12 protein-coding genes are annotated in these 16211 nt (G+C 62.8%); 4 read left to right on the forward strand and 8 right to left on the reverse strand.

Translation table 11 applies throughout. The features are described 5' to 3' along the window. Positions 1-756, forward strand: a complete 756-nt coding sequence (gene cobF / locus K426_RS22375; RefSeq protein ID WP_066562532.1) for a precorrin-6A synthase (deacetylating) — start codon at positions 1-3, stop codon at positions 754-756. 5 nt (positions 757-761) lie between these two features. Here the strand turns inward: cobF and K426_RS22380 are convergent, their stop codons facing one another. The 6 genes from K426_RS22380 to K426_RS22405 form a co-directional block, all read right to left on the reverse strand. After that, entirely contained in the window at positions 762-1058 is a 297-nt protein-coding gene (locus tag K426_RS22380; RefSeq protein ID WP_237230150.1) for a hypothetical protein, read from the reverse strand. Positions 1059-1131: 73 nt separating this feature from the next. Then, on the reverse strand, positions 1132-2673 hold the full coding sequence (locus tag K426_RS22385; protein WP_066562536.1) for a SpoVR family protein: 1542 nt from the start codon (positions 2671-2673) through the stop codon (positions 1132-1134). Positions 2674-2686: 13 nt separating this feature from the next. Further along, on the reverse strand, positions 2687-3994 hold the full coding sequence (locus K426_RS22390; RefSeq protein ID WP_066562538.1) for a YeaH/YhbH family protein: 1308 nt from the start codon (positions 3992-3994) through the stop codon (positions 2687-2689). A gap of 20 nt (positions 3995-4014) precedes the next feature. Further along, positions 4015-5958 (reverse strand): PrkA family serine protein kinase, encoded by a 1944-nt coding sequence (locus tag K426_RS22395; protein ID WP_066562540.1) that lies wholly within the window; start codon positions 5956-5958, stop codon positions 4015-4017. A 464-nt stretch (positions 5959-6422) separates the two neighbouring features. After that, positions 6423-7793 (reverse strand): ATP-binding protein, encoded by a 1371-nt coding sequence (locus tag K426_RS22400; protein ID WP_066562541.1) that lies wholly within the window; start codon positions 7791-7793, stop codon positions 6423-6425. Then, a complete protein-coding gene (locus K426_RS22405) occupies positions 7790-8512 on the reverse strand; it encodes a response regulator (protein WP_066562543.1) in 723 nt (240 codons plus the stop codon). Before K426_RS22405 ends, K426_RS22400 begins: the two co-directional genes overlap by 4 nt. 243 nt (positions 8513-8755) lie before the next feature. Here K426_RS22405 and K426_RS22410 point away from each other — a divergent pair, with 243 nt between their 5' ends. The 3 genes from K426_RS22410 to K426_RS22420 are packed head-to-tail and all read left to right on the forward strand — an operon-like array spanning position 8756 to position 14418. Next, positions 8756-9886: an efflux RND transporter periplasmic adaptor subunit gene (locus K426_RS22410; RefSeq protein ID WP_066563809.1), complete on the forward strand. Its 1131-nt coding sequence runs from the start codon at positions 8756-8758 to the stop codon at positions 9884-9886. A gap of 12 nt (positions 9887-9898) precedes the next feature. Next, complete coding sequence (locus K426_RS22415; RefSeq protein WP_066562545.1) at positions 9899-13042, forward strand: efflux RND transporter permease subunit; 3144 nt, start codon at positions 9899-9901, stop codon at positions 13040-13042. Next, entirely contained in the window at positions 13039-14418 is a 1380-nt protein-coding gene (locus tag K426_RS22420) for an efflux transporter outer membrane subunit (RefSeq protein ID WP_066562546.1), read from the forward strand. Before K426_RS22415 ends, K426_RS22420 begins: the two co-directional genes overlap by 4 nt. Before the next feature lie 73 nt (positions 14419-14491). Here K426_RS22420 and K426_RS22425 read toward each other — a convergent pair whose 3' ends face one another. Next, a complete protein-coding gene (locus K426_RS22425; RefSeq protein WP_066562547.1) occupies positions 14492-15886 on the reverse strand; it encodes an NAD(P)(+) transhydrogenase (Re/Si-specific) subunit beta in 1395 nt (464 codons plus the stop codon). 1 nt (position 15887) lies between these two features. Continuing rightward, on the reverse strand, positions 15888-16178 hold the full coding sequence (locus tag K426_RS22430; RefSeq protein WP_082749005.1) for an NAD(P) transhydrogenase subunit alpha: 291 nt from the start codon (positions 16176-16178) through the stop codon (positions 15888-15890). Positions 16179-16211: the final 33 nt, after the last annotated feature.

The following is a 16211-nucleotide window of genomic DNA, read 5'->3' on the forward strand; positions in this document are numbered from 1 at the left end:
ATGATCACCCTCCACCTCATCGGCATCGGCACGGGCAATCCCGACCATCTGACTTTCGCGGCGGTGAAGGCGATGAACGCGGCCGACCTCATCCTGCTGCCCCGCAAGGGCGAGGAGAAATCCGACCTCATCGACCTGCGCCGGACGATCTGTGCCGAATTGCTGACCAATCCGGTCAGGATCGTGGAATTCGATATGCCCCGGCGCGCTGACCGACAGGATTATGTCGACGCCGTCCTCGACTGGCACGACGCTATCGCCGCGCTCTGGATGGAGCAGATCGCCCGATACCTTCCCGACGGCGGCACGCTTGCGCTGCTGGTCTGGGGCGATCCATCGCTTTACGACAGCAGCCTTCGCATCGCCGCGCGCCTGCCGAACGTCAGGGTCCGCGTCACCCCCGGCATCACGAGCATCCAGGCGTTGACCGCCGCCCACGGCATCTGCCTCAACGATCTGGCAGAGCCCGTGCTGATCACCACCGGCCGCCGCCTTCGCGAACAGGGCTGGCCGGACGGTGCCGACAGCCTTGTCGTCATGCTGGACGGCGATTGCGCCTTCCAGACCTTGGCGGCCGAAGGCATCGACATATGGTGGGGCGCCTATCTGGGCATGCCGCAAGAGACGCTGGCACATGGCCCGCTGGCCATGACCGGACCAGATATCATCCAACGCCGCGCCATGCTCCGCAAGGAACAGGGCTGGATCATGGATATCTATCTTTTACGCAAGCGCGATCGAGCCCAACGGCCCTGAAGCCATCAAGCGACGTTGGGCATCAATTCGATGATGGGCCTGCTGGCTACCTGGCGCACGCCGTCGACCGCCATTTCGGCCCGGCGGCGAAATTCAGCGGCCATGGCCTGATGCATCATGCGCGCCGAGGCATCGGCGGTCGTCGCCGCCAGTTGTTCATGCATCCTTGCCCGGTCAAGACACTCTTCTGATGTAAGAGCATTCGTCATGAATCGAACTCCTGCCTGTCGCGGGGGCTCATCCTCTCCATCGCCTTGGCAGAGCGACAGATCAAACTTCGCCCACGAAAAACCGGCGGTCAACTTAGCCGTTCCTAACACGGATTGGAAACGGAATCTTGCCTGCGCCCAGCACCCGTCCGCCCCGCGCACCGGCTTAGCGCAACCACCCTGCGGTGGGCTGCGCGCTGTGGCTCTTCAACGCCTTGCGCGTTTCGGAGTCGACCTCCGTCAACAGCACTTCGTAACCCCAGAGATTTGCGAGGTTTTGCAAGACCATGGCAGCATCGCCCGCGTCCAGTTGCACGCCATCCAGCACCGCATGCTCCACGATCAGCTTGCGGTCGCCGGCCAGGTCGACATCGACCACCTGGATGTCCGGTTCCTGCCGCCCGATTTCATATTCCCGCGCCAAAGAGCGCCGAATCCGCCGATAACCGCGCTCATCATGAATGGCGTCGACCCGTAACTCCGACTCGCCCTGCCGGTCGAGAATCTTGAACAGCCGCCATTGCCGGATCAGATGGGGGCTCAGAAATTGCGAAACGAAGCTTTCATCGCGATAATTGGCCCAGATATCCTTCAATACCTCCATCGCGTCGCCCGATCCGGCGATTTCCGGGAACCATTGCCGGTCCTCCTCCGTCGGCTCGCGGCAGATGCGCTCAATGTCCGACATGATGCCGAAACCCAGCGCATAAGGATTGAATCCACCAAAATGTCCTGAATCATAAGTAGGTTGATAGACGACATTGGTATGGGATTGCAGGAATTCCATGAATGAACCGTCGGTGATCCAACCCCGTTCATGCAGTGTCGTCATGATACGATAATGGGTATAGGTGGCGCATCCCTCATTCATCGCCTTGGTCTGGCGCTGAGGGTAGAAATATTGCGCGATCAGCCGCACGATCCGCAATATTTCCCGCTGCCAGCTTTCCAGCCGGGGGCCGGTCTTTTCAAGGAAATAGAGGATATTCTCCTGCGGCAGCCCAAGGGCTGCGCGCCTTGCGTCGCTGGGGATCGCGTCGGCCTTGGCTCCTGTGGGCACCGTGCGCCACAGATCGTCATAAATCCGGTCGCGATAGGCCTGACGCTCCGCTTCCCGCGCTGCCTCGGCCTTGAGGTCTCTCGGCCGGACGCGAGGATAGCGGTGCACGCCTTGGTTCATCAGCGCATGGGCGGCATCCAGCACCCGCTCGACCGGCAACTGGCCATAGCGCTCCTCGCATTGCGCGATATAGCGCTTGGCGAACTCCAGATAGTCGAGAATCCCTTCCGCATCGGTCCATTGCTTGAAGACATAATTATTCTTGAAGAAATGATTATGCCCGAAGGCGGCATGCGCGATGACCAAAGTCTGCATGGTCGCGCTGTTTTCCTGCATCAGATAGTTGATGCAGGGATCGGAGTTGATGACCAGTTCATAGGCCAAGCCCCGCAGCCCCTTGCGGTACATCATTTCATTGGTCACGAACTGCTTGCCGAAGGACCAATGCTTGTAAAAAAGCGGCATGCCTATGGAGGAATAGGCGTCCAGCATCTGTTCCGCGCTGATGATTTCTATCTGGTTGGGATAGATATCCAGCTTCATATCCTTGAGCGCGATCGGCTCGATCGTATCATGGATGCGGTTGATGAGCGAAAAGTCCCAATCGCTCCCCGTGAACAGCGGGGCCGGTGCCAAAGCGCCCGTCATGCCAACTCCACCATCATGAACTCCGCTCCGCCACGCCCTTGCGCTGGAACAATTCGCGGAAAACGGGATAGATTTCGCGCCGGTGATGCACCTTGCGCATCACGAAATTGCGGTGGGCCTCGCTGACCGGCGCATAGGCCTGCCACAGCCCCGTCGCCGTGCCGACCGTCTCTATATCCGCGAATTCCTCGCGCCCGACCTCCAGATAGGCGAAATATTGGCTGAAGGGCAGGATTTCCTGCTGCATCAGGCTGACCACCCGGCCATTGTCGGATTGCATGGTGTCGCCGTCCGACGCCTGCGCCACATAGATGTTCCAATCGTCCGGCCGGAAACGTTCCTGCACCACCTCGATCAGCTTTTCCAGCGCGCTCGATACCAAAGTCCCGCCCGTCACCGTGCTGTAGAAGAAGGTCTGCTCGTCCACTTCCGCCGCCCGGTCGGTATGGTGGATGAACACCACCTCGACATGCTCGTAGCAGCGCGTCAGGAACAGATGCAGCAGCGCGAAGAAGCGCTTTGCCAGATCCTTCATATGCTCCGTCATGGAGCCGGATACATCCATCAAGCAGAACATCACCGCCTGGGCCACGGGCTTGGGCACCGTTTCGAACCGGCGGTAGCGCAGGTCGACGGGATCGATATAGGCGATCAGGTTGCGCCGCCGGATGATCGTCGAGCGCTCCTCCCGCAAGGCCTCCAGCCGCACGGCGTCGTCGGGCAAGGCGGGATCGCGTGCCTCGATCAGCGCAATCTCTTCCTCGATCCGCGCAAGATCGGCGCCCTTGGGACGACGCAGCGCCAGCCGCCGCGACATCGCCTTCTGCATGGTGCGCGGCACGGACAGGTTGGACGGATTGCCGGCCGTCGAATAGCCAGCGCGCCGAATTCCGTCGACCGCCCCGCCGATCAGCCGCCGCTTGGCCAGGTCCGGCAGCTCCAGATCGTCCAGGAACAGGTCCAGAAATTCTTCCCGGCTGAGAGCGAACTGGAAATCGTCATTCCCCTCGCCCTGCCCGGCTTTCGATCCCGCACCCGCGCCGCCATCGGGCCGCTTGATCCGGTCGCCTTCCATATAGTCGTGATTGCCGGGGAACACCCGTTCGCGATTGCCGCCCTGCGCGGCGCGATGCAGCGTCGGTTCGTGGATGACGTCGCGCTGGATCGAAATCTGGCCTTCCTTGTCCAGATCCTTGATGCTGCGATCCTTCAGACTATCGCGCACCGCCTGCTGCACATAGGCTCTTGCCCTCCGCAGGAAGCGTTGCCTGTTGACCAGGCTCTTGCCTCCTGGATTCAGCCGTCTGTCGACTATGTGCATGGTGGCTTATGCGCCCTCCATCAACCGGCCTGTTTCACGCGGATATACCATTCGACAAGCCGCCGGACCTGCCGCTCAGTATAGCCTCTTTCGATCATCCGCGCGACGAATTCGTCATGCTTGCTCGCGGTGTCGCCATCCTTCTTCGACCCGAAGCTGATGACCGGCAACAAATCCTCGACCTGGCTGAACATCCGCTTTTCTATGACTTCGCGGATCTTCTCGTAAGAAGTCCAGGACGGATTGCGCCCGTCATTACTCGCCCGCATGCGCAGCGCGAATTTCACGACCTCGTTGCGGAAATCCTTGGGATTGGCGATGCCTGCGGGCTTCTCGGTCTTGGAGAGTTCCTGGTTGATGATTTCCCGGTCCAGCAACTGCCCGGTGTCGGGATCCTTGAAGTCCAGATCCTCGATCCACGCGTCGGCATAGGCGACATAGCGGTCGAACAGATTCTGCCCATAATCATGGTAGGATTCAAGATAGGCCTTCTGAATCTCATTGCCGATGAACTCGGCGTAGCGCGGCGCCAGCTCGCCCTTGATGAACTCCAGATAGCGCGCCTCGACCTCGGCCGGGAACTGCTCCTGCCGCACCATGCCTTCCAGCACATACATGAGGTGCACCGGGTCGGCCGCGATCTCGATCGTGTCATGGTTGAACGTGGCGGAAAGCGCCTTGAAGGCGAAGCGGGTCGAAATGCCTGACATCCCCTCATCCACGCCCGCGGCATCGCGATATTCCTGCAAGCTCTTGGCCCTGGGGTCGATCTCCCGCAGCATTTCACCGTCATAGACGCGCATCTTGGAATAGAGATTGCTGTTCTCATGTTCGCGCAGCCGGGTCAGCACCGAAAAGCGCGCCAACATGTCCAAAGTCCCCGGCGCGCAGGGCGCCTTGCTGAGATCGGATTCCCTCAGCAATTTCTCGTAAACATGCCGTTCTTCAGTGGACTGCAGACTATAAGGCACCTTGATGACATAGATGCGGTCGATAAAGGCTTCATTATTCTTGTTATTCTTGAAATTCGCCCATTCCGATTCATTGGAGTGGGCCATGATGATGCCGTTATAGGGAATGGCGCCGATATTCTCCGTGCCGATATAATTGCCCTCCTGCGTCGCGGTCAGCAACGGGTGGAGCATCTTGATCGGCGCCTTGAACATCTCGACGAATTCCAGCATCCCCTGGTTCGCCCGGTTGAGGCCACCCGAATAGCTGTAGGCATCGGGATCGTTCTGAGAGAGCATCTCCAGCTTGCGGATGTCGACCTTGCCGACCAGCGAGCTAATGTCCTGGTTGTTCTCGTCACCCGGCTCGGTCTTGGCAATGGCGACCTGCCGCATGCGCGATGGCATCATCTTGACGACCTTGAACTGCGAGATGTCGCCGCCAAACTCGTCCAGCCGCTTACGGCACCAGGGGCTGATCATGCCGGTCAGCCGCCGCCGGGGGATGGCGTAATTTTCCTCGATGAAATCGCCATGCTGCTCGGCATCGAACAGCGCGAGCGGGCTTTCGAAGATCGGGCTGATCTCGTCCCCCGCCTTCAGCACATAGATGGGATGAACCTCCATCAGCGCCTTCAGCCGTTCCGCCAGCGACGACTTGCCGCCGCCGACCGGACCCAGCAGGTAGAGTATCTGCTTGCGCTCCTCCAATCCCTGACTGGCATGGCGCAGGAAACTGACGATATGTTCGATCGTCCCTTCCATGCCATAGAAATTGGTGAAGCTCTTATAGCGTCGGATCGTCCGGTTCATGAAGATCCGGCCCAGCCGCTGATCGCGCGAGGTGTCGATGATCTCCGGCTCACCGATCGCCGCCAGCAATCGCTCCGGCGCTGATGCATGCATCAATGGATCGTTGCGACACCCCAGCAGATAATCTTCGACGGACATTTCGGCCTGACGCCGATCATCGAACTTCCGCGTAAAGCTGGAAAACAGCTCATTTTTTGTCACTGGCGACTCCCGCTAAAGTAGCCATGGAATGTATATAGACCCATATGGTCCGTAAAAACAGTGTAATAGAAGGATGATAGAGTAAAAAATTCAAATCTGTCCGAAAGTTAATCTGCATAGTTCTATAAAAAAGAACGCACGATGCTCGTCCGGCGACGCGAAAGCATTTCCGGCATTTGCACGACGGTCATCCTGCGACCGGCAAGACCTTACCGCGCCGCCGTCATGCAGCATCTTCAAATCGGCGCGACGTTCCCCCGCCGCGATCTAATGCATAGTGTCACCTGAGGCCTTGAGAGGGAAGAGGGTAATGGAGATAATCTCGGCAAGGCTGCATTGGTTCCATTGCGCTCTCCCGCCCTGAGTCCGGGTCGATCGGTCAGAGTCTGTTTGGAAACGCGCGGAAGAGCGCATTTTAGCGCCGGTGCGGCTATGCGTCCAAAGGCGCATTTCCAAACAGACTCTCAGGCCTTCATATCGATCTTAGCCACCAGCCCCCCATCCGGCGCATTGGCCAACCGCACGGACGCCTCGAAACTCAGCGCTAGCGACCGCGCTATGGTGAGGCCGATTCCCGTCCCCGGCCGGCCGCCCGGCTGACCGGCCGTTCCACGGGTGAAGGGCTCGAACATCTGATCCAGTTGATCGGGCGCTATGCCCGGCCCATGGTCGCGCACCTCGATCAGCACGCGCCCCGCCTGCCGTGCGCAACTGATGTCCGCGCTGCCGCCATATTTGACCGCATTGTTCACCAGATTGCTGATGCAGCGCGTGAGCGCATTCGGCTTGACCCGCACGGTCCCGCCACAGCCCGCCAGGAAACGGACCGGCGATCCCAGATCCTGCGCGTCCTCCGCCATGCTGGTGAGCAGCGAATCGATGTCGATCACCGACCAGTCCTCCTGCGCTTCCGTGCTCGCCGCCAAGTCCAGCCCCTCGCGCACCAGCGTCATCATCGCCTGATGATCCTGCAACAGCCGCGCCCGCAATTCCTCATTCTCGACCAGTTCCAACCGCAGGCGCAGGCGGGTGAGCGGCGTCTGAAGGTCATGGCTGATCGCGGCAAGCAATTGCGTCCGCTCGGCAAAGCCCGCCCGCACCCGGCGCTGCATCAGGTTGAAGGTGGATAGCGCCGCCCGCACCTCTTCCGGCCCGCGTTCGGGAATTTCCTCCGGGTCGATCGATACGGAGAAGGCCTCGGCCGCCCGTTCCAGCCGGCGCAGCGGCTTGGCGACGAAGCGCGCGACGACGATCGCCAGGCCCGCCGAAGAGAGCAAGATCAGCAGCAGATAGACCGGCTTGGCGAGATTGCTGGGCGGCTTGACCAGGCGCGGCAGATAGAGCGCGAGCGACCGCCGCTCGCCCGTGCTATCGGTAAAGCGGACGACCCAGCAATCGGGACGGGGCGCGCCGATCAGTCCGGCCGCACGGTTGTTCGGATCAGCCTTGCTCGCAGGGAAGCAAAGCCCCGCAGGCACCTGCCCCGCCTCCGGGTTGGAATGCGGCCCGAAACGCGCCTCCAGCGCGTGCGCCAAGGCCGGGTCCGGATCGGTCAGGGCGATTCCACTTGGCGCCGTTCTGGCGCCCATGATCTGCTGGTCGCTCAGCATCGCCTCGATCCGGACGGGATCGTGGCTGAGGCGCTGCGCGATGTCGACGGCGCTCGCCACCACGCGCTGCAGGCGCCAGCGTTCGAAATCGAGATGCCGGGCCTGCTCCGCGACCAGCAGCGCCAGGATAGCGGCGGTCATCATGCCGACCGTCAGCAACAGGAAGATCTGCCCCACCAGCGACCGGAAGAAATTGCGCGCCCGCGCCACGACCGGAACCATCATTCGTATGTCACCGTGCTCGCCAGGACATAGCCTTCGCCGCGCACCGTCAGGATCAGGCCGTCGCCGCCGGGGCTGTCGGCCAGTTTCTGCCGCAACCGGCTGACCTGCAGATCGATCGACCGATCGAACGCCGCCGTCGCCCGCCGCTCGGGCACCAGCGCCTCACGGGAAAGCACCATATTGGGCTCCTCGATGAAGCGGGAGAGCAGGCGGAATTCGGCGGAGGACAGCATGATCAGCCGGTCGTCGCTGGCGATCAGGCGGCGCTGGAACAGGTCCAGCCGCCAGGGTCCGAAACGCACGATCCGCGCCGTCTTTTGCCGCGCCGGCTCTTCGTTCCGCGATCGCCGCAACAGGTTGCGGATACGCACCAGCAGTTCACGCGGCTCGAACGGCTTGGTCAGATAATCGTCGGCGCCCAGCTCCAGCCCCAGCACCCGGTCGATGGCGCTGCCCCGCGCCGTCACCATGATGATCTGAACGCCGCTGCCCTGCGCCCGCAATTCCCGGCACAGCGACAGCCCGTCGCCGTCGGGCAGGTTGAGGTCGAGCACGATCAGGTCGACCGCCTGCGTCGCCATCAGCGCTTGCAGTTCGCCAAGGCTCCCTGCCGCCAGCACCTCATAGCGTTCCTGCGCAAGCTGACCGACGATCAGATCCCGGATATCCTCATCATCATCGACGACAATCACGCGGGGCGGACGGGACGGATCGGGCATGGGCGTCTTCTAGCCGCATTTTCGCGCCAAGTCTGCGCCTGCCGCCCGCGCAGATACATAAAGATACAATCCGCTACAGATTGAACCATCGGGACAATAAGTCGCGCTGGAATGATGCGCGCCAAGCGATCATGAGGGCAAGGTCGGCGCCGGATGACGGAGCCGACCTTCGCCCGGCGCGTCCCTCCCCTCCCCCTGCGCCGGGCGAAGATCCCTCTCGTCATTTGGACCCGTCCGCCGACCATGCCCAGCCGCCTTTCTGCCCTCCGGATCGCCCCCATCGCGCTTTGTGCGCTGGTCGCCGCCTGCGGTCACAGGGAACCGCCGAAAAAAGGGCCGGTCGAGGTCGGCGTGGTGACGCTGACGACGCAGAATGTAACGGTGTCCACCGAATTGCCGGGCCGCACCGCCTCCACCATGATGTCGGAGGTCAGGCCGCAGGTGGCAGGCGTCGTCCAGAAGCGCCTCTTCACCGAAGGCTCCTATGTGACGGCGGGCCAGCCGCTCTACCAGATCGATCCCTCGCTCTACCGCGCCTCCCGCGACGAGGCGCAGGCGACCCTGGCGAGCGCGCAGGCGACCGCCGCCGCCGCCCAGGCCAGGGCCAATCGCTACCGCGCCCTTGGCCAGAGCGAGGCAGTGAGCGCGCAGGATCGCGACGATGTGATCGCCACCGCCCGCCAGGCCGCTGCCGCCGTGAGCCAAGCCCGCGCCACGCTCCAGACCACGGGCATCAACCTCAATTTCACCCAGGTCCGTGCCCCGATCAGCGGGCGCATCGGCCGATCCTCAGTCACGCCCGGTGCGCTGGTGACCGCCAGCCAGACGACAGCGCTCGCCACCATCCAGCAGCTTGACCCGATCTTCGTGGACGTGACGCAGTCCAGCGCAAAGCTGCTCCAATTGCGCCGCGCCCTCGCCGCCGGCAACGCGCTGCCCGCCAGCGCCACGATCCGGCTGAAACTGGACGACGGCACCGACTATCCGCTCGAAGGCCGCATCGAATTTGCCGAGCCGATCGTCGATCCGGACAGCGGCACCGTCACGCTGCGCGCCCGCTTCCCCAATCCCGACAGCCTGCTGCTGCCCGGCATGTTCGTGCGCGTCGTCGCCCCGCAATCGGTCGTTCCTAACGCCATATTGGTGCCGCAACAGGGCATCAGCCGCGACCCCAAGGGCAACGCCACCGCTCTGGTCGTGGACAAGTCGGGCAAGGTCGAACGCCGAATCGTCACCGCCGCGCAAGCCGTGGGTGACAAATGGCTGATCACCAGCGGGCTTAAAAAGGGCGACAGGCTGATCGTCGAAGGCACCGACAAGGTGCAGCCCGGCGACGCTGTGAAACCCGTGCCCGTCGATCAGGCCGCGAAATAAGGGGTCGAGACCTTGCTCAGCCGCTTTTTCATCGAACGGCCCATTTTCGCCTGGGTCATCGCCATCGGCATCATGATGGCGGGCCTGGGCGCTATGCTGACCCTGCCGATCGCCCAATATCCCGACATCGCCCCGCCGTCGGTCAATATCAGCGCCAACTATCCCGGCGCCTCCGCCGAAACCGTCGAGACCAGCGTCACCCAGGTCATCGAGCAGCAACTCACCGGCATAGACGGCCTCATGTATTTCTCCTCCTCGTCGACCGCCAACGGTCAGGCGCGGATCACCGTCACCTTCAAGAAGGGCACCGATCCCGACACCGCGCAGGTGCAGGTGCAGAACAAAGTGCAGCAGGCGCTGAGTCGCCTGCCCAACGCCGTGCAGCAACAGGGTCTGACCGTCACCAAATCGCAGAACGACTTTTTGATGGTGGTCGGCCTCTACGACCGGACCGACACGGCGTCTCAGGCTGATATTGCCGACTATCTGGTCAATAATTTCCAGGATCCCATCGCTCGCGTCGACGGCGTGGGTTCCTCGCAGATCTTCGGATCGCAATATGCGATGCGCATCTGGCTGGACCCCTATAAGCTGGCGACGGTCAAGCTGATGCCGTCCGACGTGCAAAGCGCCATCGCCAGCCAGAATGTCGAAGTGTCGGCAGGCCAGATCGGCGCCGATCCCGCGCCGGAGGGGCAGCAACTCAACGCCACCGTCACCGCCCGAGCCCGCCTGCAAACGCCCGAGCAGTTCCGCAATATCATCGTCAAGACGCAGAGCGACGGTTCGGTCGTCCACCTGTCCGACGTGGCTCGGGTCGAACTGGGCAATGAAAGCTACACTTCCTCCGCCCGCCTGAACGGCCATCCGGCAACAGGCATGGCGCTGCAGCTCGCGCCGGGCGCCGACGCGCTCAAGACCGCGGAGCTGGTCAAGGCCAGAGTGGCGCAGCTGTCGACCAACCTGCCGCACGGCTACACCGTCACCTATCCCCGCGACACCACGCCCTTCATCAAGCTATCGGTCGAGGAAGTCGTTCAGACGCTGATCGAAGCGGTCGGGCTGGTCGTGGTGGTGATGTTCCTCTTCCTGCAAAGCTGGCGCGCCACTTTGGTGCCCGCCATCGCCGTGCCGGTGGTGCTGCTCGGCACGTTCGGCGTGCTGGCGCTGTTCGGCTATTCGATCAACACGCTGACCCTGTTCGGCATGGTGCTGGCGATCGGCCTGCTGGTCGACGACGCCATCGTCGTGGTCGAAAATGTCGAACGCATCATGGAGGAGGAAGGACTTTCCCCGCGTGACGCCACCATCAAGTCGATGGAGGAAATCGGCAACGCCCTGATCGGCATCGCCCTTGTCCTGTCCGCCGTGCTGCTGCCCATGGCCTTTTTCGGCGGGTCGACGGGCGTCATCTATCGCCAATTCTCGATCACCATCGTTTCCTCGATGCTGCTTTCGGTGCTGGTCGCGCTGATCCTCTCCCCCGCGCTCTGCGCCACGATCCTGAAACCCATAGCCGAGGAGCATCGCGAACGCGGCTGGACCGGCAGGTTCAACCGCTGGTTCAGCCGCGTCACCAACGGCTATATGACGCGGCTCAACGGCTTCATCGGCCGCCGGACCTTTTTCTGGATCGGCTATGCCGTCATCCTCGCCCTGCTCTGGCTGCTGTTCGTCCGCCTGCCGACCAGCTTCCTGCCGGTGGAGGATCAGGGGCAGGTGATGGTTCAGATCACCCTGCCCGCCGGCGCAAAATCCTCCCGCACGGCTGCCGCGGTGGAGCGCGTCCAGAATTATTTCATGAGCGATGAAAAGGACAATGTCGCCTTCGCCTTCGTCACCCAGGGCTTCAGTTTCGCGGGACAGGGCGAAAATACCGCGCAAGGGTTTATCAACCTGGCCCCATGGGACGAGCGCAAGGGGGCGGCCAACAGCGCGACGATGATCGCGAACCGCGCCACCAAGCAGCTCGCCGCGATCCGCGATGCGAAGGCGCTGGCGATGACCCCGCCCTCCATTCGCGGCCTGGGCCAGTCCAACGGCTTCACCTTCGAGCTGCTGAACACCGGCGGCCTCAGCCGCGAGCGCTTTCTAGCGCTGCGCAACCAGCTCATGAAGGCCGCGGCAAACGACCCGAAGCTGGCGGGCGTGCGCGCCGCCACGCTGGAGGACACGCCGCAGCTCAAGGTCGACGTTGATTCCGAGAAACTCGCCGTCCTCGGCCTTACCCAAAACAGCGTCGACAATGTGCTGAGCGCCGCCTGGGGCAGCACCTATATCAACGATTTCGTCGACCGTGGCCGGGTGAAGCGCGTCTATATGCAAGCCGACGCGCCATATCGCGCGCTGCCGACGGACCTCGACAACTGGCAGGTGCGGTCCAGCACCACCGGCGAAATGGTGCCCTTTTCCGCCTTTGCCACCACCCATTGGACGATGGGGCCGACCACCGTTTCGCGCTATAACGGCCAGTCCTCCTATGAAATCCAGGGCCAGGCCGCGCCGGGCGCCAGTTCGGGCGAAGCGATGGACGAGATGGTGAAGCTGCAAAAGCAGCTCCCGCCCGGCACCAGCTATGCCTGGAGCGGCCTGTCCTATCAGGAGCAGCTTTCCGGCGGGCAGGCACCGCTGCTCTATAGCCTGTCGGTGCTGGTGGTATTCCTGTGCCTCGCCGCGCTCTATGAAAGCTGGTCGATCCCGCTCGCGGTGCTGCTGGTCATCCCGCTCGGCCTGATCGGCGCGGTGCTGGCGGTGACGCTGCGCGGGCTGGAGAACAACATCTATTTCCAGGTCGGCCTGCTCACAACCATGGGTCTGGCCGCCAAGAACGCGATCCTGATCGTCGAATTCGCGGAACTCGCCTATCTGCAGGGCAAGGACGCCACGGCCGCCGCTCTGGAGGCCGCGCGCCTGCGCTTCCGCCCGATCCTGATGACTTCGCTGGCCTTCATCGCGGGCGTCATCCCCCTGGCCATCGCCACGGGAGCGGGCGCGCAGAGCCGCATCGCCATCGGCACGGCGGTGGTCGGCGGCATGCTGACCGCGACCGTGCTCGCCATCTTCTATGTCCCTCTCTTCTTCCTGACGATCATGCGCATCTTCAACCGCGAGAATCCGCCGCCCGCTGCCGTCCCCGCTACGGAGGTTCCGGCATGAAGCGCGCCCTCCTCGCCCTGACCTCGGCCGCCGCATTGTCGGCCTGCAACATGGCGCCCCACTATGTCCGCCCCGCGCCGCCCGTGCCCGCCAGCTTCCCCAGCGGCCAGGCCTATGCGCCGACGGTCGCCACGGAAAAGCCCGGCCTGCCCTGGACCGCCTTGGTGGGCGACCAACGCCTCAGGACGGTCATCGAACGCGCCCTCGCCAATAATCGCGACCTGCGCGCCGCGCTCGCCAATGTGGAGGCTGCCCGCGCCCAATATCGGGTCCAGCGCGCCGCCCAGCTTCCCGCCGTCACGGGCGAGGCGGCGGCCAGCTTCGTCCGGCGAAACGATGACCGCCAGAACAGCTACAGTGCCGACATCGGTTTCAGCGCGTTCGAGATCGACCTGTTCGGCCGGGTGAAGAACCTCACCCGCTCGGCGCTCGAATCCTATCTCGCGACGGAGGAGGGCGCGCGGGCGACCCGCATCACCCTGATCGCGGAGACGGCCAGCGCCTATGCCACCCTGGCCGCCGACCAGGAATTGCTGGCACTTTCCCGCCAGACACTGACCAGCACGGAACGCACGCTGGCCCTCACCCGGTCTCTCAATAGTGCGGGCCTGATCGGCAAGCTCGACGTGCATCAGGCCGAAACCACGGTGGAGCAGGCGCGCAGCGATATTGCCGCGACAATCACTCAGGTCGCTCAGGATCGGAATGCGCTTGATCTTCTCGTCGGTGCCCCGGTCGAGGACGCCTTGCTGCCCCAATCGCTGCAAGAGCTGACCGGCAGCGTCGCAAAGGTGCCCGCAGGCCTTTCTTCCAACGTGCTACTCCAGCGCCCGGACGTGTTGCAGGCCGAACATCAGCTAAAGGCCGCCAATGCCGATATCGGGGCAGCGCGGGCGGCGATGTTTCCGAAAATCAGCCTGACCGCGGCCATCGGCGTGGCGAGTTCGGCGCTGTCCTCGCTCTTCACCGGCGGGGGCTTTGCCTGGTCCGCGGCGCCATCTGCGACCATGCCGATCTTCGGTGGCGGCGCACGCGGCAATCTTGACTATAGCAAGGCGCAGCGCGACATCAGCCTCGCCCAATATGAAAAGGCGATCCAGACGGCCTTTCAGGAAGTGTCCGACGCCCTAGCCCGCGAAGGCACGATCGACGACCAGCAGGCTGCCCAGCAACGTCTGGTCCTTGCCAGCCAGCGCAGCTACACACTGGCCGAGGAACGCTATCGCGCGGGCATCGATACCTTCCTCAACAGCCTGACCAGCCAGCGCAGTCTCTACAATGCTCAACAAAGCGCCATCGCGACGAACCTGACACTGATCCGGAACCGCATCCTGCTCTACCGGGTCATTGGCGCGGATTTCGCGAGCGGACGATAGGCCGCCGTCCACAAAAAAGCCCGCCGAACATGTCCGGCGGGCTTTTTCTGTTCAAGCTTCTGTCAACTTGCCCTCAATGCAGCCCTGAGCCCCCGCCTGCGAGTTCCTTGGCGATGGAGCCGACCATGTCCTTGGCATCACCGAACAGCATCTGGGTATTGCTGTTATAGTAGATCGGATTGTCGATCCCGGCGAAGCCCGCATTCATGGAGCGCTTGATCACGAACACCGACTTGGCGCGATCCGCCTCGATGATCGGCATGCCCGCAATGGCGCTCTGCGGATCGTCGCGGGCCGAAGGGTTGATCGTGTCGTTCGCCCCGATGATCAGCGCGACATCCGCCTGCGGCAGTTCAGGGTTGATGTCGTCCAGCTCGATCAACTGCTCATAGGGCACATTGGCCTCGGCCAGCAGCACGTTCATATGCCCTGGCATGCGGCCCGCCACGGGATGGATCGCGAACTTCACGTCCACGCCCTTCTTGGTCAGCGCCTGATACAGCTCGCTCACCTTATGCTGCGCCTGCGCCACGGCCATGCCATAGCCGGGGATGATCACCACGACACTGGCATTTTCGAGCTGCATCGCCGCTTCCTCGGCAGAGGCGGAGCGCACCACCCGGTCGTCCTTGCCGCCCGCCGCGCCCGCCACGACCTTGCCGAAGCCGCCGAACATGACGTTGGCGAAGCTGCGATTCATCGCCTTGCACATGATGACCGCCAGAATGAAGCCCGACGCCCCATCCAGCGCGCCCGCCACGATCAGCAGCTTGTTGCCCAGGGCAAAGCCCATGGCGCTCGCCGCCAGACCCGCATAGCTGTTGAGCAGCGCGATGACGGTCGGCATGTCCGCGCCGCCGATCGGGATCACCAGCAGCACGCCGAACAGCAGAGCCAGCGCGACGAAGGCGGGGAACAGCCAGGTCTGCGTCGGATCGATCGCCAGCATGACCCCGATCACCACCGTCGCCAGCGCCACGCCGCCGTTCAGCACGCGCTGACCGACGAAGGACACCGGTCGGCTGCCCATGATCTCCTGCAACTTGGCAAAGGCGATGACCGATGCGGTGCAGGTCAGGAAACCCAGCAGCATCTCGAACATCAGCGCCCACATGATGAAGCCGCCGGCATATTCGGCATGGGCATGCTTGTAATATTCCGCCGCACCGATCAGACCAACCGCCAGCGCGCCGAAAGCGTGACTGATCGCGGTCCGCTGCGGGATCGCGGTCATCGGCATCAGCAGCGCCATCGGGATACCGGCGGCCGCGCCCGCGATCATCGCGATGATGATGAGATTATAATCGACCACCTCATGCTGCACGAGCGCGCCGATAATGGCCACGACCATGCCGATCTCGCCTGCCCGCACGCCCCGGCGCGCGGTCGATGGGTGGCTCATCCACATGAGCGCCAGGATGAACAGCGAGGACGAGAGGATCGCCGCAAAGGGCACGAATGCGTTCATCTCACTTCCCCCGCGGCTTGAACATCTTGAGCATGCGGTCGGTGATCATGAAACCGCTGACCAGATTGACCGTGGCGCAGAACACCGCGATGAAGCCCAGCGTCTTCGCCAGCGGCGTCGCGCCTTCCTCCCCCGTGATCGTGATTGCGCCCACGACCACCACCGCCGCAATCGCATTGGTCAGCGACATCAGCGGCGAATGCAGCAGCGGCGATACCTTCTTGATCAACTGAAAACCCACAAAGGCCGCCAATATGAACACGAACAAATAATCGGGATTAAGCGAACTCACAGACCATCCCCCTGATTGAGCAGGCATGAAACC

Origin of the sequence: Sphingobium sp. TKS, assembly GCF_001563265.1 — a bacterium.
GTDB lineage: Bacteria > Pseudomonadota > Alphaproteobacteria > Sphingomonadales > Sphingomonadaceae > Sphingobium.